This is a genomic window from Paenibacillus sp. J22FR5 (assembly GCF_059691975.1).
In genome coordinates this window covers 1-19884 of record NZ_JCAUAN010000017.1, presented here as the reverse complement: position 1 = coordinate 19884, position 19884 = coordinate 1, and the positions used below count along the sequence as shown (strand labels likewise).

General features: G+C 47.1%; 16 protein-coding genes. 11 read left to right on the top strand and 5 right to left on the bottom strand.

Going from position 1 to position 19884, the window contains the following annotated elements:
• Window positions 1-17: 17 nt before the first annotated feature.
• From AC58P7_RS20290 to AC58P7_RS20280, 3 genes are read left to right on the top strand one after another with little or no spacing between them, the layout of a single operon-like run.
• Window positions 18-563 (top strand): heme NO-binding domain-containing protein, encoded by a 546-nt coding sequence (locus tag AC58P7_RS20290; RefSeq protein ID WP_497346045.1) that lies wholly within the window; start codon window positions 18-20, stop codon window positions 561-563.
• Window positions 564-2321, top strand: coding sequence for an ATP-binding response regulator (locus AC58P7_RS20285; protein WP_497346043.1), 1758 nt, complete (start codon window positions 564-566; stop codon window positions 2319-2321).
• Window positions 2314-2676: a response regulator gene (locus tag AC58P7_RS20280; RefSeq protein WP_497346041.1), complete on the top strand. Its 363-nt coding sequence runs from the start codon at window positions 2314-2316 to the stop codon at window positions 2674-2676. The genes AC58P7_RS20285 and AC58P7_RS20280 overlap by 8 nt, the downstream gene beginning before the upstream one ends.
• A 74-nt stretch (window positions 2677-2750) precedes the next feature.
• On the opposite strand, the gene AC58P7_RS20275 is transcribed toward AC58P7_RS20280, so the two are convergent.
• The 3 genes from AC58P7_RS20275 to AC58P7_RS20265 all read right to left on the bottom strand — a co-directional run bounded on the left by AC58P7_RS20275 (window position 2751) and on the right by AC58P7_RS20265 (window position 6001).
• Entirely contained in the window at window positions 2751-3641 is an 891-nt protein-coding gene (locus AC58P7_RS20275) for a DUF4097 family beta strand repeat-containing protein (protein ID WP_497346039.1), read from the bottom strand.
• A gap of 3 nt (window positions 3642-3644) precedes the next feature.
• Window positions 3645-4445: a DUF1700 domain-containing protein gene (locus AC58P7_RS20270; protein ID WP_497346037.1), complete on the bottom strand. Its 801-nt coding sequence runs from the start codon at window positions 4443-4445 to the stop codon at window positions 3645-3647.
• A 113-nt stretch (window positions 4446-4558) separates the two neighbouring features.
• The gene (locus AC58P7_RS20265) at window positions 4559-6001 is read right to left on the bottom strand and encodes a VanW family protein (RefSeq protein WP_497346036.1); all 1443 of its coding nucleotides are present in this window, start codon (window positions 5999-6001) and stop codon (window positions 4559-4561) included.
• 217 nt (window positions 6002-6218) lie between these two features.
• On the opposite strand from AC58P7_RS20265, the gene ftsE reads away from it, so the two are divergent.
• The 5 genes from ftsE (at window position 6219) to AC58P7_RS20240 (ending at window position 12337) form a co-directional block, all read left to right on the top strand.
• Window positions 6219-6905, top strand: a complete 687-nt coding sequence (gene ftsE / locus AC58P7_RS20260) for a cell division ATP-binding protein FtsE (protein WP_497346034.1) — start codon at window positions 6219-6221, stop codon at window positions 6903-6905.
• Window positions 6895-7812, top strand: a complete 918-nt coding sequence (ftsX, locus tag AC58P7_RS20255; protein WP_497346032.1) for a permease-like cell division protein FtsX — start codon at window positions 6895-6897, stop codon at window positions 7810-7812. Before ftsE ends, ftsX begins: the two co-directional genes overlap by 11 nt.
• Before the next feature lie 255 nt (window positions 7813-8067).
• Window positions 8068-9261 carry a murein hydrolase activator EnvC family protein gene (locus AC58P7_RS20250; RefSeq protein ID WP_497346030.1) on the top strand — a complete coding sequence of 398 codons (1194 nt, stop codon included), beginning with the start codon at window positions 8068-8070 and terminating at the stop codon, window positions 9259-9261.
• A 206-nt stretch (window positions 9262-9467) separates the two neighbouring features.
• Window positions 9468-10931 (top strand): S41 family peptidase, encoded by a 1464-nt coding sequence (locus tag AC58P7_RS20245; RefSeq protein ID WP_497346028.1) that lies wholly within the window; start codon window positions 9468-9470, stop codon window positions 10929-10931.
• A 122-nt stretch (window positions 10932-11053) separates the two neighbouring features.
• Entirely contained in the window at window positions 11054-12337 is a 1284-nt protein-coding gene (locus AC58P7_RS20240) for a PDZ domain-containing protein (RefSeq protein WP_497346026.1), read from the top strand.
• A gap of 174 nt (window positions 12338-12511) precedes the next feature.
• Here the strand turns inward: AC58P7_RS20240 and AC58P7_RS20235 are convergent, their stop codons facing one another.
• Window positions 12512-13333, bottom strand: coding sequence for a flagellar motor protein MotB (locus AC58P7_RS20235; protein ID WP_497346024.1), 822 nt, complete (start codon window positions 13331-13333; stop codon window positions 12512-12514).
• A complete protein-coding gene (locus AC58P7_RS20230; protein ID WP_497346022.1) occupies window positions 13317-14108 on the bottom strand; it encodes a flagellar motor protein in 792 nt (263 codons plus the stop codon). Before AC58P7_RS20230 ends, AC58P7_RS20235 begins: the two co-directional genes overlap by 17 nt.
• 271 nt (window positions 14109-14379) lie before the next feature.
• Here AC58P7_RS20230 and uvrB point away from each other — a divergent pair, with 271 nt between their 5' ends.
• The 3 genes from uvrB to AC58P7_RS20215 all read left to right on the top strand — a co-directional run bounded on the left by uvrB (window position 14380) and on the right by AC58P7_RS20215 (window position 19712).
• On the top strand, window positions 14380-16377 hold the full coding sequence (gene uvrB / locus AC58P7_RS20225) for an excinuclease ABC subunit UvrB (RefSeq protein WP_497346021.1): 1998 nt from the start codon (window positions 14380-14382) through the stop codon (window positions 16375-16377).
• 38 nt (window positions 16378-16415) lie between these two features.
• Window positions 16416-19298 carry an excinuclease ABC subunit UvrA gene (uvrA, locus tag AC58P7_RS20220; protein ID WP_497346019.1) on the top strand — a complete coding sequence of 961 codons (2883 nt, stop codon included), beginning with the start codon at window positions 16416-16418 and terminating at the stop codon, window positions 19296-19298.
• Between the two features lie 264 nt (window positions 19299-19562).
• On the top strand, window positions 19563-19712 hold the full coding sequence (locus AC58P7_RS20215) for a hypothetical protein (protein ID WP_497346017.1): 150 nt from the start codon (window positions 19563-19565) through the stop codon (window positions 19710-19712).
• Window positions 19713-19884: the final 172 nt, after the last annotated feature.

Genomic DNA, 19884 nt, shown 5'->3' with positions numbered 1-19884 from the left:
AATGGGAGCGTGTTCGTATGAAAGGCATGGTGTTTACTTCTTTTCTCGAAATGGTCGAAAATAAATTTTCTCTGGGCGTAGTGGATCAAATTATTGAGGGCTCTGACTTGCCTTCAGGCGGCAGCTACACCTCAGTCGGCACCTATGATCATCATGAAATGATTCAGCTTATTGTGCAGCTAGGCCAGCGGACAGGCATCCCCATTACCGACTTGATCATTACCTTCGGTGAATATTTGTTCGGCCAGCTGACCCAGCTGCATCCGCAATTTCTGCAAGAAAACAGCACGGTATTCAGCTTTTTGCAAAAAGTAGACAGCTATATTCACGTAGAAGTCCGTAAGCTCTATCCAGGCGCTGAATTGCCTGCGTTCGAATATGACACATCAGTAGCTGGAACGTTGATGATGACGTACCGATCCTCGCGACCTTTTGCCGATTTGGCCGAAGGGTTGATTAACGGATGCATTCAGCACTATGGTGAGGAGATTAATATGGTGCGCGAGAATTTGGAGGAAGGAACCGCGGCCCGGTTTGTTTTAACGAGTGCGGATGTGAAATAAATGCAAGACATGCAAGAACTAGATGTTCTTCGAAGGCAGCTGGATCGGGAGAAGAAAGCGCGGAAGGAAGCCGAACAGATAGCCGAGCAGAAAACGCGGGAAATTTATTACGTGAATCAAGAACTGAGACAATTGAACGATCAGCTGGAGGAATTGGTGAAAGAACGTACAGCGGAACTGTCTAAAGCGCGCGACGAAGCCATTGAAGCCAACCAGATCAAAAGTCAGTTCCTCGCGAACATGAGCCATGAGCTGCGTACACCGCTGAATGCCATCATCGGGTATAGTGAGATGCTCAAAGAAGATGCCGAAGACATGAATGAACCTGCATTTGCAGATGACTTGAGCAAAATCCATAGCGCCGGCAAGCATCTGCTGACGCTGATCAATGATATTCTGGATCTCTCAAAGATTGAAGCCGGTAAGATGGATCTTTACTTGGAAGTATGTGATATACCGACACTGATTCGCGATGTGCTGACGACCGTTAATCCGCTGGTGGAGGCGGGAGGCAACCGATTGGAGGTCGTTTTCCCTGAGGGTGAAATAAGGACGGACGTCACGAAGCTGATGCAGGTGCTGTTCAATTTGTTGAGCAATGCCAGTAAGTTTACGAAGGATGGTACGATCTGGCTAACTGTTGGTTATGAAAGGGTTAATCGGCAGACGGGCATTAGTTTTAGCATTCAAGACACCGGTATCGGCATGACAGCCCCGCAGATGGAACATTTATTTCAAGCGTTTAAGCAAGCCGATTCCTCGACAACAAGGAAGTACGGAGGCACCGGGCTTGGACTCGCGATCTCACAGAAGCTGTGCCAAATGATGGGCGGTCACATCACCGTCGATAGTGTATATGGTCAAGGTACAACCTTTACCGCATGGTTGCCCATGGAGGAGAATCGTGCGAGCGGCAGCGACGACTCATTCCAGGAGAGCAGCCCACCCACGACACAGGAAAACCGCACGGTGCTAGTCATTGATGATGACCCGGCTATGCTGCAGCAGATGCAGCGTTTTCTCAGTAAAGAAGGCTGTACGGTTGCTCTGGCCCAAAATGGAGAAGAAGGCGTTCGACTCGCCCGAGAGCTGCGGCCTACCTTGATTTCCTTAGATGTACTTATGCCGGGGATGGATGGCTGGACCGTTCTGACGACGCTCAAAAACGACCCGGAATTATCCGGCATTCCCGTTATCATGATGTCGATGACCGATGACAAAAATATGGGCTATGCGCTTGGCGCAGCGGAATTTTTGACCAAACCGGTTTATATCGATAAATTGATTTCTGTGCTGAATAAGCATATCCCAGAGCGGCAAACCAACGCTGTACTCGTCATAGAGGATGATGTTACAACAAGTCACATGATGACTCAAATGTTGGAGAGAGAAGGCTTCAAGGTAACAAAAGCAAAGGATGGGCGCGCGGCCTTGAATATGATGTCACAAGCGCTGCCTCAGTTGATTCTGCTAGATTTAATGATGCCGGGCATGGATGGATTCGAGTTCGTAACGGAACTGCGCAAACGTGAGGAATGGCAATGGATTCCGGTCGTTGTGGTAACGGCGAAGGATATCGCGTCAGAGGATCGTTTGCGACTGAACGGCTATGTGAAAAACATTATCCAAAAAGGAAGCTTTAAACGCGAAACGCTGTTACATGAAATTCGCAGCCTCATGGCTAGTTCGATGAGTGACCAGAACCATGGGGAGCAAGCTTATATTCGAAGCAAGAAGGAAGCAGACGACGATGTTTAAAATATTATTAGTCGAAGATAACGAAATGAATCGTGACATGCTGTCCCGCCGTCTAATGCGCAAAGGCTATGAAGTCATCATGGCAACGGATGGACAGCAAGGTGTAGACGCAGCAAGGAGCGAAGTACCAGCCCTTATTCTTATGGATATGAGCCTTCCTGTGCTGGATGGCTGGAATGCCACACGTCTGCTCAAAGCAGCACCAGAGACGAAGGACATCCCGATTATTGCCCTAACCGCCCATGCGATGGCTGCAGATCGGGAGATGGCTTTCGAGGCAGGATGCGATGACTTCGATACGAAGCCGATTGATTGGAATCGACTCCTTGAAAAGATTCAGACCTATTTGAAATAGAAAACGAGGCTGACTCAAATGGTCTAAATAGACCTAAGAGATAGCCTCGTTCTTTCATCAGAATATGTCGCTTACTATCTACCTCTAACCTCAATGTAACCGGTATCCGTGCGAGCCGTTACTTTTTTGCTGCCATTGCCGATTGAGCCTTTCGCTTTGTTATGACTGGTTCGTTGCTGTACGTTCACACCTGGCACATCCAGATTGGTACTGCCTACGTCTGAACTCAGATCAAAGCTAACATCTGTAGGTGTAGGATCTAACTGCAGGCGAATACTGCCTGTGTCGGATTCGAGCGAAACCGAATCACCAAGATCCCGGAGCGCTGCTGTAATGCTGCCTGTATCGGTTTTGAGCTTCACATTGCCCTGTCCGTCATTGACGTGAATACTGCCTGTGTCCGTTTGCAGATTGAGTGTTTTCCCTTCATAGCGGTCAACCGTGATCCCGCCTGTATCCGTACTAGCGGTTAGCTTCTCAGCTTTCACTTCTTTGAACGTGATTCCGCCTGTATCTGTAGAAACCGTAATCCCCTTGTAAAGCTTGTCTGGAAGACTGACTTCTGTGCGTAGGCGAAGGGATTGACCACTAAGTAAGCTTTTTAATTCTGTTAAGTCAAATCCAATGTTAATATGCGGCTTTTTGTTCGTGCATACGTTCACTCGCCATGTATTCGTACCTTCTGTCGTGGCCTCGACCGTGCAATTCTGTGCATTTTCGGACCGCGCAGCACCAACTAGACGAACGCTAATTTCATCCGAATTGCTAGGAACGAAGGTGATGCCTGAGATATGATTATCAATAATCAATGTATCGATATTCGCTGCGGCTATCTTTTTCTCAATAGCAATTTTTGAGACGCCTGTATCAAAGTCGAGGGACTGGAAGGATACAGCAGCTCCAATCAGGCCTACCCCAAGGCAGATAAAGCCAGTCAATAAGAAAAATTTCACTTTACGTTGCATGGCTTAAACCCCCTTAATCAGTTTGGCGTTGAATTGGATGTACTTCCAGCTAAGCTTGAAAAACTGCTTGAGCAGCCAAGAGCTAAGCGTAGTGATGATGATTCCTAAGCCGAAGCAGGCAAGCAGGGAAAATGAAATGAATTGAAAGTCACTGCCAGTTGTTCCCGCTAAGCTAGTGAGCACGCCGATGATGGGCGCAATCAGAAGGGCAAAGCCTGCAGCAAACAACGCGATCAGCGCGGCGCAAACCCCGAACCAAGGACCTACGACGAACATGAGATTAAAGAAACCGAGCATAATCGAAATAATAATCGCTTTAATCCCCGTGTCTGGCTTCGTTGGATAAGATTTCGGATAAGGCGAGTTATACATGGGGGGGTAATTTGGCTGAGGCGGCTGCGTATAGGAAGGCGGCTCCCAAGCTTCAGGCGCTTGTACAGGAATTTTAGGTCCAGCAGCTGGTGGCTCAGGTGTTTTGGCATAGGGGATAGCTGTCTTTTCTACTTGATCTTCACTCAAATACGTAGCATCATCATCAGCATGATTTGCAAGAGCTTCATACGAACTTGTTGTATGGTCATGAGCTTTCTCTTGTACGGGAACAGCTGGAGTTGCATCCTTCTGTGCATCCCAGTTAGGTACGCGCGGATAGCCGAGAGATTGCGCAACCTCATCTTCGTGCTTACCATTTTCTACAGCTTTTTGAAATAATTCTTCGTAAACCTTTAATATATTTTGACGTTCCTTCTCGGGAAGTCCGCGCAGACGATAGTTTAATTCTTTGAAATAATCCGCTTTACTCATCGATATGCCTCCTTCAATACTCTTTCCATAGTCTTATCATAAAAGAAAAAAGTCATAATGACGTAGTAACTACAGTCACATGACCTTCATGTTTTAATCACATTTATTGTTTATCATTGTACAGCAGGTCCCTTGACGCCATCTTCAATAATACGCTGCTTCGGTGCAGCGGGGTTACGATCTTCCGTTTGGATGTCTTTGCGGTTTGCGGCGATAACTGTCGGTACAGCTGAGTATTGATCTTTGGAGATTAACTCTTTGCTGACGAGCGTGCCGTTTTCACGCTTGATCCGATAGGTCTCAACCTTGTAACCGACCTTTCCTGTAGAGATCGGGCGTTCTAAGCCTGGGCTTAAGCTCGGATTGTTCACATATTTGACCGGTGGCTGAATGGTTTCCACAACCTTGGAGTCAATGTCATATGTAATCGAAGGCGTCTGATGGCCAAAAAGCTTCACGGTAACCGCCGAATCCGTCGTTATGGTTCGAATCCAGACATAGCTGTTCGTATTATTACGAAATTTGAAATTAATATAACCACTAGCGAATGTGGCATCCTGCCCAAGAGGGACGTAGCTGACAGGGAGTGAGTGATTGCGCCGCTCAACAATTTCAAGGCCGCTTCGGAGGACTGCGTTATAGAGTGTCGAGGATACTTGGCAAATGCCGCCGCCAATGCCTGGGACGAGGCTCCCATTCAGGATTACGGGTGCTTCCTTGTAGCCGAATTTGGCTTCTGTTTGTTCAATAATTTTGCTGTAATCGAACGTATCGCCGGGTGCCATCAGGTAATCTTGAATGGATGTCGCGGTTACGCGTATATTGTGAACCCGTCCTTCCCCAGATAGGGGAAACAGGGTCGTGAATTCGGATATTTTGCCATCGATGCCCTGCTGCTTCAGGGCTGCCAGCGTTACGGAGGGGCTCAGCTCGAATACGGGCAAAGAGAGCCCTATCGGCGCGGCGTGCGTCAAGGTACCCAAGGTAGGGGCGATGGTTTGCAGCTGCTCTTGCAAGTGCGTGGTATCAATTCTTAGCACATTGCGCTCTGGCTCGTAGGTAACCTGATCTTGAGATTTGAGGATTCGCTTGGCGGCAACGGGTTGTTTCGAATACAGCTCTTTCCAAGTGTCCTTCACAGTCGCAGTAAGCTGGGTTGAATCGACGGAGACTTGGAGCGGGATATTGGCATTTCGCAGGGTCCAGCGCGCTTTGATACGACCTAGCAGGGAGTCTCCGGTTAATTGCTGCATGGATTCTGTTAGAACACGCTGGTCATAGCGAATACCAAGTTGTCCGAGCGGCAGCTCTTTGGCAGGAATTTCCGAATAGGACGTGTGCAGGGAAATCGGGAAAGATGACAGTTGATTCAGGCGTTGCGCTAACTCTGACTGAAAAGATGCGTAGGACATTCCGCCTACACGCCAGCCTGCAATTGTGACATTAGCGGGGAATGTAGATTGAGATCCATATAAGTAGAGTGCAATGCCGCACGTCACGAACAAGCTAAGAGCGACAGAGAGATAGGGGATGGGGTTTCTGAATGAGCGTGTCATGAACAGCCACTCCTTTACATACGAATGTGATACGGCCTGTCTCTCTATATGTATCAATCTCCCTGCCCATTTAGTACATATTCCTGATTCGGCTAAAATATGTACAAACCATGGTATAATGACGGTATTCCCCATGAATTTCAAAGAGGATTTAGAAGGATTTTCACCTTTTGTGTCGAATGGATATAGGCTATCTATATAATTAGGATGTGATATTGTGATCGAAATGCAGGACGTATGGAAAACATACGCCAACGGGACTCACGCATTAAGAGGTATTAATGTAAAAGTGGACCGCAATGAATTTGTCTATGTGGTTGGGCCTTCAGGCGCAGGTAAATCTACTTTCATGAAGTTGATGTATAGAGAAGAAAGACCGACCAAAGGTCAAATTTTTGTGAACGGCTTTAATTTAGAAAAGTTGAAGCAACGCAAAATTCCCTATGTTCGTCGGAATATTGGCGTTATTTTCCAAGATTATCGTTTACTTCCGAAATTAAATATTTTTGAAAATATAGCTTTCGCCATGGAAGTTATTGAGGCTCCGAAGAAGCAAATCAAGAAACGCACCATGGAAGTCCTTGAACTCGTTAAGCTGAAAGACAAAGCAAACTCACTTCCATCGCAGTTATCCGGTGGCGAACAACAGCGTGTTGCCATTGCCCGGGCAATAATCAACAGCCCTTCCGTCATTATCGCTGATGAACCGACAGGAAATCTCGACCCTGATACGTCATGGGGAATTATGAAATTGATGGAGGAAATTAATTTCCGCGGCACCACCATTGTCATGGCCACGCATAACAAAGAAATCGTAAATACGATGCGTAAGCGCGTTATTGCGATTGAGAATGGCCTTATTGCTCGCGATCAATTACGGGGGGAATATGGCTATGAAGATTAGTACAGTTTCTCGTCATCTGCGAGAAGGTACGAAAAATGTCGTGCGAAATGGTTGGATGACGTTCGCGTCGATTAGCTCCATTGCGATTTCCTTATTTATTCTTGGTGTTTTCGTACTCATAACCTTAAATGTCAATGATGTAGCCACACAAATTGAGCAACAGGTCGAGATCAATGTGTATCTGGAGGTTAACACTGCCCAGGATCAAATCACGGCACTCCAAACGCAAATCCAAGGGATCCCTGAAGTCAAAACGATTAAATTTGTTTCGAAGCAAGAGGGACTTGTCTATTTGCGCGAGAAGCTTGGCGATAGTGGGAAGGCACTCCTAGATGGCTTCGAAGGAGATAACAATCCTCTAAACGATGCGTTCACGATCGAAGTAAACGATCCGCGGAATGTGGCGAGTGTGGCGGACCAAATCTCTGCACTAAACATCGGCAAGGATCCGAAGCCTATTTATAAGGTGAATTACGGCAAAGGAACCGTTGAAGCCCTGTTTAAAGTAACGAAGATTGCACGCTGGATCGGTATCGGCATCGTAGTTTTGCTCTCCTTTACAGCGGTATTCTTAATTGCCAATACGATCAAAATCACGATTTTAGCTAGAAAACGGGAAATTTCGATTATGAAGCTTGTGGGTGCCACAAACTCCTTTATTCGTTGGCCGTTCTTCATTGAAGGTGCTTTGCTCGGCTTCATTGGATCTGCCATCCCAACAGCAATCATTCTTGCAGGCTATTGGAAATTGCTCAACTTAAGCTCATTGAATTTGAATTTGTTGATGATTAAATTGACACCTTTCGAAAATATTGCGCCTACGATGACCGTTTTGTTGATCGGCTTGGGCATTGTGATTGGGGTATGGGGTTCCCTCATCTCCGTAAGGAAATTCCTACGCGTATAGAGGTAACCTTAAATGAAACTGGGGTAGAGTGTTCCTCTGCCTCCTTTTTCATCTTCTTTTCATTTCTCATTTTCAAAGATTCATAGATTTGTAGAAATATAAGAATTAATATGTTTCACGCAATAGGACGGCTATATTTTTGGATAAACGCACTCGTCCTAAATGGACGGCGTAGTCGTTTATTTTAATTCAGAACGTAAGAGATTCAAACCATACATGCAGCATAAAACGCTTGAAGATGGGGAGGCTACGTGCTTGAAGAAGAAAATTCTACCTGTAGTGCTGACATTAGGAATGGCAATTTCACTGACCATCCCTAATGCGGCAAGCTATGCCGCTTCGGCAACGGACAAGATCGATCAGCAGTTGACGCAGCTCAAGAAGCAGAAGGCGGAAGCGCAGCAGAAAGCCAATAACGCCCAAAACCAAATCACGAAGGTGCAATCAGAGAAGGACCAGACGACGAAGGATATGAATGCCCTTGTCAACCAGGTCAACGAAGCAAGTAAAAAGCTAACGCAACTGAATGAGCAAATTGACCAAGTATCAGACAACTTGGAAGCTAACGCGAAACAATTGGATGAAGCCGCCGCACGCGTTGAAAGCCGCGACAATATGCTGAAATCCCGTGTTCGCCTGATGTATATGAACGGATTCGTTTCCTACATGGACGTGGTGTTGAGTGCGACGAGCTTCTCTGATTTTTTGAATCGGATCGAAGCGCTTAAATCTATTGTGAATCAAGATAAAGAAATACTAGAGTCGAATATGAAAGATAAAGAGATGGTTACGCAGAAGAAGGCCGAAACCGAGAAGCAGCTTGAGAGCGTGAAGGGGCTTTATGCGGAAGCGGATGCCCTGCGAGACGATCTGCAAGCGAAAGAAAAGGCGAAGGAAGTGAAGATTGCTTCACTCTCCAAGCAAGAGAAAGTGCTAGAGGAGATTTCGGAGGAAAGCGATAATCAGATTACACAATTAGCGAAGCAAGAGGCGGATTTGCAAGCGAAGAAGCGGGCGGCAAGCAATGCGAAGTCACCTTTTACGTATGCGGGCGGCAAGCTCGGATACCCTCTCTCTGTACAAGCGCCAATTACCTCTGATTTTAGTTATCGTATTAATCCCGTCACGGGGAAACCTGAGAATCATAAAGGCATTGACTTAGGTGCGCCCAAAGGAACACCGATTCTAGCGGCGGAGAATGGCTCTGTGATTTACGCTTCATGGATGAACGGCTACGGGAACTGTGTCATTATCGATCATGGGAATGGGCTGTGGACGGTATATGGACATATCATGAATGATGGGATTTATGTCAAAGTCGGTGATGTCGTGAAGCGCGGTGATAAAATTGCCGGCGTAGGCTCCACGGGTCAGGCAACCGGCAATCACTTGCATTTTGAAGTAAGGAAAAATGAAGTGCCTACCGATCCTAAACCGTTCTTGCGATAGGACAACTTGGTTACCACATAAGAAAGTATAAGTTTTCGGTTCCCGAAAAAGGCTTTCTTATTGGCGATAAAGCCTACCTCTATACGCGGTCGCTCATCCATGAATGACCTCGATAGAGGTTTTTTCATAAAAGAGGAAGGGCTTGTCATATACTACAAACAGGCTAACTCAAATTCGGTTTTAGGAAAAAGGTGGTGAATCTCGCTTTGCAATTCAAAGGTCGCACGGTCATTGTATTTGTTCTGTTAGCTATGTTTGCAAGCAGTATTGTTACATTAACGATTGTAGATCCATCCTTTACTTGGGGACAGAAAGAGCAAACAACGGGTGGAACGGCTACTTCGGTATCCGCTACGTCCGGACTCTCAAGCAAGGATTTAAGCAAAATCGCAACCACGTTTCAGCTGATTGAGAGCAAGTATCTGAAACAGCCTGATCATGATCAGTTAGTTAACGGTGCTATTAACGGGATGCTGGAATCGTTAGAAGATCCGTTCTCTGTGTATATGGATCAGAAAGAAGCGAAGCAGTTCGATGAAAGTATTACATCCTCTTTCCAAGGCATCGGGGCTGAGGTATCGCTTGAGGATGGTAAATTCGTGATCGTATCACCGATTAAGGGTTCACCTGCAGAGAAAGCGGGGATTCAATCCAAAGATGTTGTCCTTTCTGTGAATGGCGATAAATTGGACGGGCTTACCTTGAATCAAGCAGTCATGAAAATCCGCGGACCTAAGGGTACGCAGGCTAAGCTGGATTTATTGCGTCAAGGGACAGGAGATCCAGTGCAAGTCATCGTGGTCCGAGACAATATTGATGTTGAAACCGTCTATGGTGAAATGATGCAGGATCAGATTGGAAAAATCGAGATTCGTCAATTCTCCTCCAACACCGCGGTTCGTTTTGCGGAAGAGCTGAAAAACCTTGAGGCCAAAGGGATGAAAGGACTTGTCATCGATGTTCGTAATGATCCTGGCGGTCTATTGAATGTCGTAGTGGATATCGTGAATCCATTTGTAAAGAGTGGAACGCCAATCGTGCAAGTTGAGAATCGCGACGGGAAGCGGGAGCCGACACCTTCCACTGGTAAAGGCAAGAATTACCCAGTTACCGTGTTGATTAATAAAGGAAGCGCGAGCGCATCTGAGATTTTGGCAGGTGCATTCCAAGAAGCAGTTGGCAGTAAAATCGTTGGAGAAACGTCCTATGGAAAAGGGACGGTTCAAGTGACGTTCGAGAAGGAAATGGGCGACGGCAGCAATATTAAGATGACGGTGTACAAATGGCTGACGCCAAATGGCAACTGGATTCATAAAAAAGGCATCACGCCGGATATTGCTGTAGAGCAGCCAGGGTACTTCAAAGCGGCTCCGCTGACGAAGAAGGAAGTGCTGAAACAAGACAGTACAAGCGATGATGTAAAGAATTTGCAGCTGATGCTTGCAGGTCTTGGCTTCAATCCAGAACGGACGGATGGCTATTTCAGTGACAAAACAGTAATGGCAGTCAAGGCATTCCAACGTACGAACGACTTGCCTGTGACTGGTGAGGTAGATACGGATACAGCGGCCAAAATTGAAAAAGCAATTTTAGCGCAAATCCGTGATCCGAAAAACGACTCACAGCTGAAAGCAGCGGTCTACCAAATTCAGAAACAGCTAGGGAAATAATGACCGTAAGTTAATGGAAATTGTGCAAGAGCGGCAGGAAATAAGCTTTTGCAGTCGAACTAGTGTAGGAAGGTTGCTTAGGCGGCCTTCCTATTTCTATTTACCAAGGAGCCTAGATTCGTATGGATGTGTGGTTTCAATTATTGGACAGAGCGCTGCTTGCAGTAGGGCGGCTGTTTACGAATCCTTTTTACTATATAGGTGTATTATTTATTGTTCTGCATTACAGGAAGCAAATCCAACTAGAACGGAAGTTATTTCACACACGTCTTCATTCCTTATTGAGCGAAACGTGGCGCGTGGTGCTTTGGGGATGGTTAGGCGGGCTGGTTGCCTCGGTGTTACTCCTGTTCGTCGGTGTTTCGATCCAAGTTGATATTGTGATTGTACTATGGGTGGTAACGGTTGTTCTGATGATTCTGCGCATCAGGTTCTTGTGTTTAGCTTACGCGGTAGGGATTCTAGGGATTGCACAAGTGATTTTCTCATGGTTTCCGAATGCTGCGAGCCTTCGCGAATCGTATGACATCCTCGAGACCATCGCGAGTGCGGATATCCCCTCCCTGTTGGTTATTGTTGGTGTTCTGCACCTCTTGGAGGGAGTGCTGGTCGGCTTCCAAGGAGCGAGAATGGCTACGCCGCTATTTCTTGAAGGGAAGCGCGGGCAAATGATTGGCGGGCAGCAGCTGCAAGGTTTTTGGCCTGTCCCACTGTTCCTCCTAGTGCCGATGGCTGGCGGGAGTGAACTCGGCTTGCAGTGGCAAACCCTGTTTGCCTCGAACCTGAGCGCAGGTTGGACACTGCTAGCTTTCCCAGCGATGATTGGTTTCACGGAACTCACCATTTCGAAGCTGCCGAAGAAACAGGCGCGATTTAGCGCTAATCTGCTCTACCTGTACGGACTCCTACTGCTAGGTGCAGCTATTGCTGCCCACTATTGGACGCCGCTCGTGCTGCTAGGCGCGATCCTTAGCATAGCCCTTCACGAAGGGGTGCTGTTCTATAACCAATGGGCTGAAGCGAAGCGGACGCCCTTCTACATTCACTCCGAACGCGGGCTCATGGTGCTTTCGGTTGTACCGAATAGTCCTGCCCAAGAGCTAGGCATTCGTATCGGTGAGATCATTCACAAGGTGAATGGGCACAAAATCAAGACGAAGACGGATTTGCACGCAGCGATGGGGCTGAATTCAGCTTTCTGCCGGCTGGAAGTTCTGAACGATCAAGGAGAGGTTCGGTTCCTGAAGCGAGGGATTTTTGACGGAGATCATCATCAATTAGGCATTCTCCTGGCTCCAGATCAGGATGTCCTGTATTTCTTGGAGCAGCGTCCCATGCACCTGTTTAGCTATTTGCGAAACAAGTTAACGGGCTTGTTACCGAACAATTCAACGAAGTCATTGTGAGATAAGGGTTGTCCCCACAGTAGAGAAATCTACGGAGAGGACGGCTCTTTTTTTGCATGAATTGTCGGCAAAACGCTTGAGCATGCACATTGATCACCAGAGCAGAACATAGCAAAGCCCTATCTCCACTATGCAGTGAATATAGGGCTATTATACGTCCGTGGATGATGTAATTTATTGAACAGGAGTCGTTGGCGCAATATCGTTCCGTAAAACAATGATTTCAACGCGGCGATTTTTACTGCGATTCGCATCGCTCGAGTTGGCCACTTTAGGCATGGTATCCGCATAGGCGGTAGCAATGAATTTATGATCATCTAGATTAGCCGTATCGCTGAAATAGCGAAGAACAGAAAGGGAACGGGCAAACGATAGTCCCCAGTTATCCTTATAAGGAGATCCTGGAGCAAGCGGTAAGTCGTCTGTGTGACCTTCGATGCTGACCTTACTTTTCAATGTTGGAAAGAGTGAGGCTAGTTTTTGCAGAATCGGGAAGGATGGCGCCTTCAGATCCGCTTTTCCCAAATCGAACAGGAATAAGTCATTGAGCGTGATCGCTACACCGCGTTCCGTATCACTGGCGGATACTTGCGCTTCTAAATTTTGATCCTTAATATAAGCTTGTACTTGCTTTAAGAGATCCTGAAGCTCTTTCTCCCGCTTTTCTTTCTCGCTGTCTTCTGTCTTCGTCTTGTCATGCTCTTCTTTCTGCTCGTCTTGATTATGTTGTGTGAAATCCTTGTCCTTGCTGTCCGCGTCACCTTGCTTCGGGGTCATCGAACCGCTGATACCATGGTTTTTATCCAAGATGGAGTCAGCTTTTTGGAATTGCAGGTTTAAGGCTTGCGCCAAAACGGCATACTTTTGAACATCCACTTTACTCATCGCATACATAATAATGAAAAATACGAGCAGAAGCGTAATTAAGTCAGCGTAAGTAATAAGCCATCTTTCATGGTTAACATGTTCTTCGTGCTTCTTACCGCGCCTCGCCATTAACGTCATCCTCCTCTACGGCTTTTTTCGATTTATCATGGAGGAAGGAGTTCAGTTTTTTCTTAATTAATTGCGGATTTTCACCAGCCTGTAGGGCAAGGATGCCCTCTAGCATCAATTCCATTTCATTGACCATTTCTTTACCGCGGACTTTAATTTTATTAGCGATTGGCAAATAAACCAAGTTGGCACTCATAACACCATAGAGAGTAGCTGTGAAGGCAACCGCAATGGCTGGGCCGAGTGAGGAAGGATCTTCTAGATTTCCTAGAACGTGAATAAGTCCCATGACTGTACCGATAATCCCCATTGTTGGCGCATATCCGCCACCAGCTTCGAATACTTTTGACATATTATTAATTTGATGTTCAATGGCGTCCATTTCAAGCTCTAGAATTTGCCTTGTTAGCTCGGGGTCTGTTCCGTCTACCACCATAATTAATCCGTCTTTCAAAAATGGGTTATCGTGCTCCTGAGCGCGCTGTTCAAGGGCAAGTACACCTTCTCTGCGAGCGATAGAAGCCATTTCGACAATTTCGTTGATGGTTGCACCAGGATCTCGTTTCACTTGCATGAAGGCAACGCCGAGTGCTTTGGGGATTTTGGCTAATATAGAGCCAGGGAAGCTAACGGCGACTGCACCGAAGGTTCCGCCGAACACGATGAGCAATGCGCTGGGGATGATCAAGGAGCTGATATGACCGCCATCCCACATATACCCGCCGATTAAACCTGCAAGACCTAATAGTAATCCTAATACTGTTGTCAAATCCATGACTGTACCACTCCTAATTAGCATAAAAAGAATAGGAACCAAAACACGGCGAAAGCCGCTTTGAATAAGGTTAAAACAGATAAAGCTGTTTGCATCCATGATTTAAAAATAGTATAATGGAAAAACGAGAACAAACATTCTTATGTTGGATAGTTATTGCAATCCTTCATATATGTACGTAAAAGTTCCATAGACTTCTATATCGGAATGTCGTTTGGGAAAGTTTATAGGATAAAAGTTCGATTTATTTCGACAATGAGGGTGATAATGGATGAGTGAACTCGTCATGAGCTCTAAGAAATTTGAGCTTGTATCAGATTTTCTTCCGCAAGGGGACCAGCCTCAAGCTATTGAGGAGATCGTCCAGAGCATACAAGCCGGCAACAAGCATCAGACGCTGCTCGGTGCTACGGGAACAGGGAAAACGTTCACAGCAGCGCAAGTGATAGCCAAACTAAACCGACCAACCTTGATTATTGCCCACAATAAAACCTTAGCCGCACAGTTGTGCAGCGAATTCAAAGAGTTTTTTCCTCATAATGCGGTATCCTACTTCGTTAGTTACTATGATTACTACCAGCCAGAAGCCTACATTGCCTCCTCCGACACTTACATCGAGAAAGATTCCAGCATCAATGAAGAGATCGATAAGCTTCGTCACTCGGCGACAAGCTCGTTATTTGAACGTCGCGACGTTATTGTTGTTGCCAGCGTATCGTGTATTTACGGCTTGGGTTCACCGATGGAGTACGGCAATTTGCTGCTCTCGTTACGTGTGGGGATGGAGAAATCACGAACGGAAATCCTGCATCGACTCGTGGATATTCAATATCAACGCAATGATCTGAACTTTGTTCGCGGTACGTTCCGTGTGCGTGGCGATGTTGTGGAGATTTTCCCGGCCTCGCATAGTGAACACGCAGTCCGCGTTGAGTTATTTGGCGATGAGATTGAGCGGATTACTGAAATCAATGTCCTGACGGGTGAGATTATCGGCCAACGGGATCATATTGCGATTTTTCCGGCGTCTCACTTCGTGACAGGCGAGGATACGATGAAACGTGCGCTCGTGAATATTGGCCGGGAGCTGGAGGAACGGCTTGCCGAGCTGAAGGAGCAAGGTAAGCTTCTGGAAGCACAACGTTTGGAGCAGCGAACGCGCTATGATATGGAAATGATGGAAGAGATGGGTTTCTGCTCAGGAATCGAGAATTACTCGGGTCCATTAACATTCCGTGAGCGGGGAGCAACACCGTATACGCTGATGGATTATTTCCCAGACGACATGTTATTCATGGTCGATGAGTCTCACGTGACGTTACCGCAAATTCGCGCGATGTTTAACGGGGATAAAGCGAGGAAAGATGTGTTGGTTGACCACGGCTTCCGTCTGCCTTCCGCACTGGATAACCGTCCGCTGCGTTTCGAGGAGTTTGAGGAGAAGGTCAGTCAAATTTTATATATTTCAGCAACGCCGGGCCCTTATGAATTAGAACATTGCCCGACGATGATTCAACAAATTATTCGGCCAACAGGGCTGTTGGATCCGATTATTGAAGTGCGTCCTACCAAAGGTCAAATTGATGATCTCATCGCAGAAATTCAAGACCGTGTTCGCAAAGACGAGCGGGTGCTTGTGACCACCTTAACGAAGAAGATGTCGGAGGATTTGACCGATTACTTCAAGGAAATTGGGATTAAAGTGCGTTATTTGCACTCGGATATTAAGACATTTGAGCGGATGCAGATTCTGAGGGACTTGCGTTTGGGGACTTTCCACGTGCTGATCGGAATCAACCTTCTCCGGGAAGGTCTTGATTTACCCGAAGTGTCGCTTGTTGCCATTTTGGATGCGGATAAGGAAGGATTCCTCCGTTCCGAGCGTTCGTTGATTCAAACGATCGGCCGTGCGGCGCGGAACTCGGATGGTCGCGTCATTATGTACGGCGATAAGATCACCGATTCTATGGAGAAGGCGATCTCGGAGACCAATCGTCGTCGGGCCTTGCAGGAAGCTAACAATGAAAGACTGGGCATCACACCGCAGACGATTGCGAAGAAAATCCGTGATGTGATCGAAGCAACCAAGGTCGCAGAACAGAAGTCAGATTATCTAGCTGATGTGAAGGGTGCTAAGATGTCGAAGAAAGATCGAGCATCCCTCATTGAGCGCTTAGAAGTCGAGATGAAAGAGGCGGCGAAGAATCTGCAGTTCGAACGTGCGGCACAGCTTCGTGACGCCATCATGGAAATGAAGGCTGATGCTTAGAAGAGGGTTCAGCTTCACATAGGAGAGGAAGGGTATCTGTGTCTAGAGATCAGATCGTTATTAAAGGAGCTAGAGCTCACAATCTTAAAAATATTGATGTCATCATTCCGCGTGATAAGTTCGTTGTTCTGACGGGCTTAAGTGGATCGGGGAAATCATCACTGGCCTTTGATACGATTTATGCAGAAGGGCAGCGGCGCTATGTGGAGTCGTTATCTGCTTATGCGCGTCAATTTCTTGGGCAGATGGATAAACCAGATGTTGATTCAATTGAAGGCTTGTCACCAGCCATTTCAATCGACCAGAAAACAACAAGCCGTAATCCACGTTCCACGGTGGGAACTGTAACTGAGATTTACGACTATTTAAGGCTGTTGTTCGCTCGTATCGGGCGGCCTCACTGTCCTACGCATGGTATCGAGATTACCGCACAAACCGTAGAACAAATGGTGGATCGTATTATGGAGTATCCGGAGCGCACCAAAATTCAAATTCTTGCTCCGCTCATTTCGGGCCGCAAAGGTGAACACACGAAGTTGTTTACGGATGTTCAGAAGCAAGGATTCGTTCGGGTACGCGTTAATGGGGAAACGGTCGATCTTTCGGAGAAAATTGAGCTCGATAAGAATAAGAAGCACACGATTGACGTGGTTGTCGACCGAATCGTGGTCAAAGATGATGTGCAAACACGTCTGGCAGACTCACTCGAAACAGCGCTTAAATTAGCGAATGGCCGCGTCATCGTGGATATTATGGACAAAGAAGAACTATTGTTCAGCCAGAATTTAGCATGCCCTGAATGTGGCTTCAGTGTTGAAGAGCTTGCGCCAAGGATGTTTTCATTCAACAGTCCATTTGGTGCTTGCCCGGATTGTGACGGTTTAGGCAGTCAGATGATTGTCGATCCCGACCTGCTCGTTCCCGATAACAAGTTAACAATAGAAGAGGGTGCATTTGAAGCGTGGGCGGGCAGTACATCCAACTACTATCCACAGTTTCTTGCTGCTGTTTGTGAGCACTACAAGATTCCGCGTAATGTACCGGTCTCAGAGATCAGCAGCGACCAAATGAAGGTGATCCTATATGGAACGGGTGGCGAGAAAATTCGTTTCCGCTATGAGAACGATATGGGAGCATCGAAGGAAGCGCTGGTTCCTTTCGAGGGTATTATTCGTAACCTAGAACGTCGATTTAAGGATACCTTCTCTGAAGGCATTCGTGAACATATCCAGTCCTACATGAGTACGAAGCCATGTCCGAAGTGCAAGGGGCACCGTTTGAAGCCGGAGACACTTGCCGTGACGATTAACGGAAAAAACATCGCACACGCAACCGCTCTTTCTATCGGGGAAGCGGAGGAATGGTTTAAGGGTCTAGAGCTGAATGAACGGGAGCTGACGATCTCCAATTTGATTTTGAAAGAAATTAGAGCGCGTCTAGGATTTCTTGTGAATGTAGGTCTTGATTACTTGACGATGCACCGTGCGGCAGGCACTTTGTCTGGCGGAGAGGCGCAACGGATTCGATTGGCAACGCAAATCGGTTCGAGTTTAATGGGCGTCCTCTATATCCTAGATGAGCCGAGTATCGGTCTGCATCAACGAGATAACACACGGTTAATTCAAACGCTTGAGCATATGCGTGATCTGGGCAACACGCTCATCGTCGTGGAACATGATGAAGACACGATGTTGGCGGCGGATTACATCATAGATATCGGTCCTGGTGCCGGAATCCATGGCGGACAAGTCATTGCCCAAGGCACACCTGCGGAGCTCATGGAAGACGAGAACTCGCTAACCGGTCAGTACATGAGCGGCAAGCGATTCATCCCGATTCCAGCTGTGCGACGCAAGCCGAATGGCAAATGGATTGAAGTCAAAGGCGCCAAAGAAAATAACCTCCGTAACGTTTCAGCTAAAGTACCGTTAGGAGTATTCACTTGTGTGACAGGTGTTTCCGGTTCAGGCAAAAGTACCCTGATTAACGAAATTCTGTTTAAAACATTGGCCCGTGATTTGAACGGAGCCAAAGTTCGCCCAGGAGAGCACAAAGAAATTGTCGGATTAGAGCATATCGATAAAGTTATCGATATTGATCAATCCCCAATCGGACGTACGCCACGCTCGAATCCAGCGACTTATACCGGCGTATTCGATGATATTCGTGATGTGTACGCGAATACGAACGAAGCGAAGGTTCGCGGCTACAAGAAAGGCCGCTTCAGCTTTAACGTTAAGGGCGGCCGTTGTGAGGCTTGTCGCGGGGATGGCATCATTAAGATCGAGATGCACTTCTTGCCTGATGTATACGTGCCTTGCGAAGTCTGCAAAGGCAAGCGTTACAACCGCGAGACGATGGAAGTGAAGTACAAGGGCAAGAGCATTTCCGAAGTGTTGGAGATGACGATTGAGGACGGCTGCGAGTTCTTCAAGAACTTGCCGCGGATTCATCGTAAGCTGAATACACTTCTCGATGTTGGCCTGGGCTACATGACCCTCGGCCAGCCAGCAACCACGCTGTCAGGCGGCGAAGCCCAGCGCGTGAAGCTTGCGGCGGAGCTGTACCGCCGCAGCACAGGCAAGACGATCTACATTCTGGATGAGCCCACGACGGGGCTCCATATCCACGATATCGATCGTCTGCTGAAGGTCCTTCACCGCCTCGTAGAGAGCGGTGAAACCGTACTGGTCATCGAGCATAACCTCGATGTCATCAAAACGGCGGACCACCTCATCGATCTAGGGCCCGAAGGTGGTAACCGCGGGGGCTTGATCGTGGCGGCGGGTACGCCAGAGGATGTCGTGAAGGTGGCCGGGTCGTATACCGGCCAATATTTGAAGCCGATCCTGGAGCGGGATCGCGTGCGTTCTGAGGACTATGCGAAGCGAATGGACGTCCTGGAAGGATCCGTAAGCTAAAAGCCGAACAATAAGCTTGGAATCAGGTGTTTCATTAACCGATTCCAAGCTTTTTCTATTTCAATTCAAGTAAATTGCTTGAGATTTTGCTAAGACTTAATTGAATGATACAGGCTTCGACAAATTAACCCTCTATCAATAAAGACAAGTGTAGGCCATAATAATAGTAAGTAACAGTTAACATCTCCCTCTACCTAACCAATGACATGATGATTGAGAGATATAGCAGTTCTAATCTAATTTATGTTGTGGAGGCTAGTAATAATGAAACCGACGTTAGAGCTTCAGGAGATTGTATCTGCTTTAGGGATTGATCCTTTCCGATTTCTAGCATGGCAGGAAAAAGAACTAGCCTACCAAGAAATGAACGAGTTCCCTGAAGATGAAGAACACAGAGATGCGTTAGCTATATAAAAGAACCTGTGTCAGAAGGCTCCGCCGTTGTCAAAGCCCGTACGGTCATTACCGTACGGGCTTTATCCGTGTGCGCCCAGCATGGGCGCTATCTCTAGGGTTCAAGTCCCGAATGGCGAAGGCAGTAGTAGCCATAGCTTAAGACAAGGGTGTCGACCGTGAGGTCGAATCT

Excerpts from the sequence above, each read along its gene's own strand:
- AC58P7_RS20235 (WP_497346024.1), bottom strand. The coding sequence starts at position 13,333 with ATGGCGAGGCGCGGTAAGAAGCACGAAGAACATGTTAACCATGAAAGA.
- AC58P7_RS20215 (WP_497346017.1), top strand. The coding sequence starts at position 19,563 with ATGAAACCGACGTTAGAGCTTCAGGAGATTGTATCTGCTTTAGGGATT.
- AC58P7_RS20240 (WP_497346026.1), top strand. The coding sequence starts at position 11,054 with ATGGATGTGTGGTTTCAATTATTGGACAGAGCGCTGCTTGCAGTAGGG.
- uvrB (WP_497346021.1), top strand. The coding sequence starts at position 14,380 with ATGAGTGAACTCGTCATGAGCTCTAAGAAATTTGAGCTTGTATCAGAT.
- AC58P7_RS20280 (WP_497346041.1), top strand. The coding sequence starts at position 2,314 with ATGTTTAAAATATTATTAGTCGAAGATAACGAAATGAATCGTGACATG.
- AC58P7_RS20230 (WP_497346022.1), bottom strand. The coding sequence starts at position 14,108 with ATGGATTTGACAACAGTATTAGGATTACTATTAGGTCTTGCAGGTTTA.
- AC58P7_RS20270 (WP_497346037.1), bottom strand. The coding sequence starts at position 4,445 with ATGAGTAAAGCGGATTATTTCAAAGAATTAAACTATCGTCTGCGCGGA.
- AC58P7_RS20285 (WP_497346043.1), top strand. The coding sequence starts at position 564 with ATGCAAGACATGCAAGAACTAGATGTTCTTCGAAGGCAGCTGGATCGG.
- AC58P7_RS20290 (WP_497346045.1), top strand. The coding sequence starts at position 18 with ATGAAAGGCATGGTGTTTACTTCTTTTCTCGAAATGGTCGAAAATAAA.
- ftsX (WP_497346032.1), top strand. The coding sequence starts at position 6,895 with ATGAAGATTAGTACAGTTTCTCGTCATCTGCGAGAAGGTACGAAAAAT.
- AC58P7_RS20265 (WP_497346036.1), bottom strand. The coding sequence starts at position 6,001 with ATGACACGCTCATTCAGAAACCCCATCCCCTATCTCTCTGTCGCTCTT.
- AC58P7_RS20275 (WP_497346039.1), bottom strand. The coding sequence starts at position 3,641 with ATGCAACGTAAAGTGAAATTTTTCTTATTGACTGGCTTTATCTGCCTT.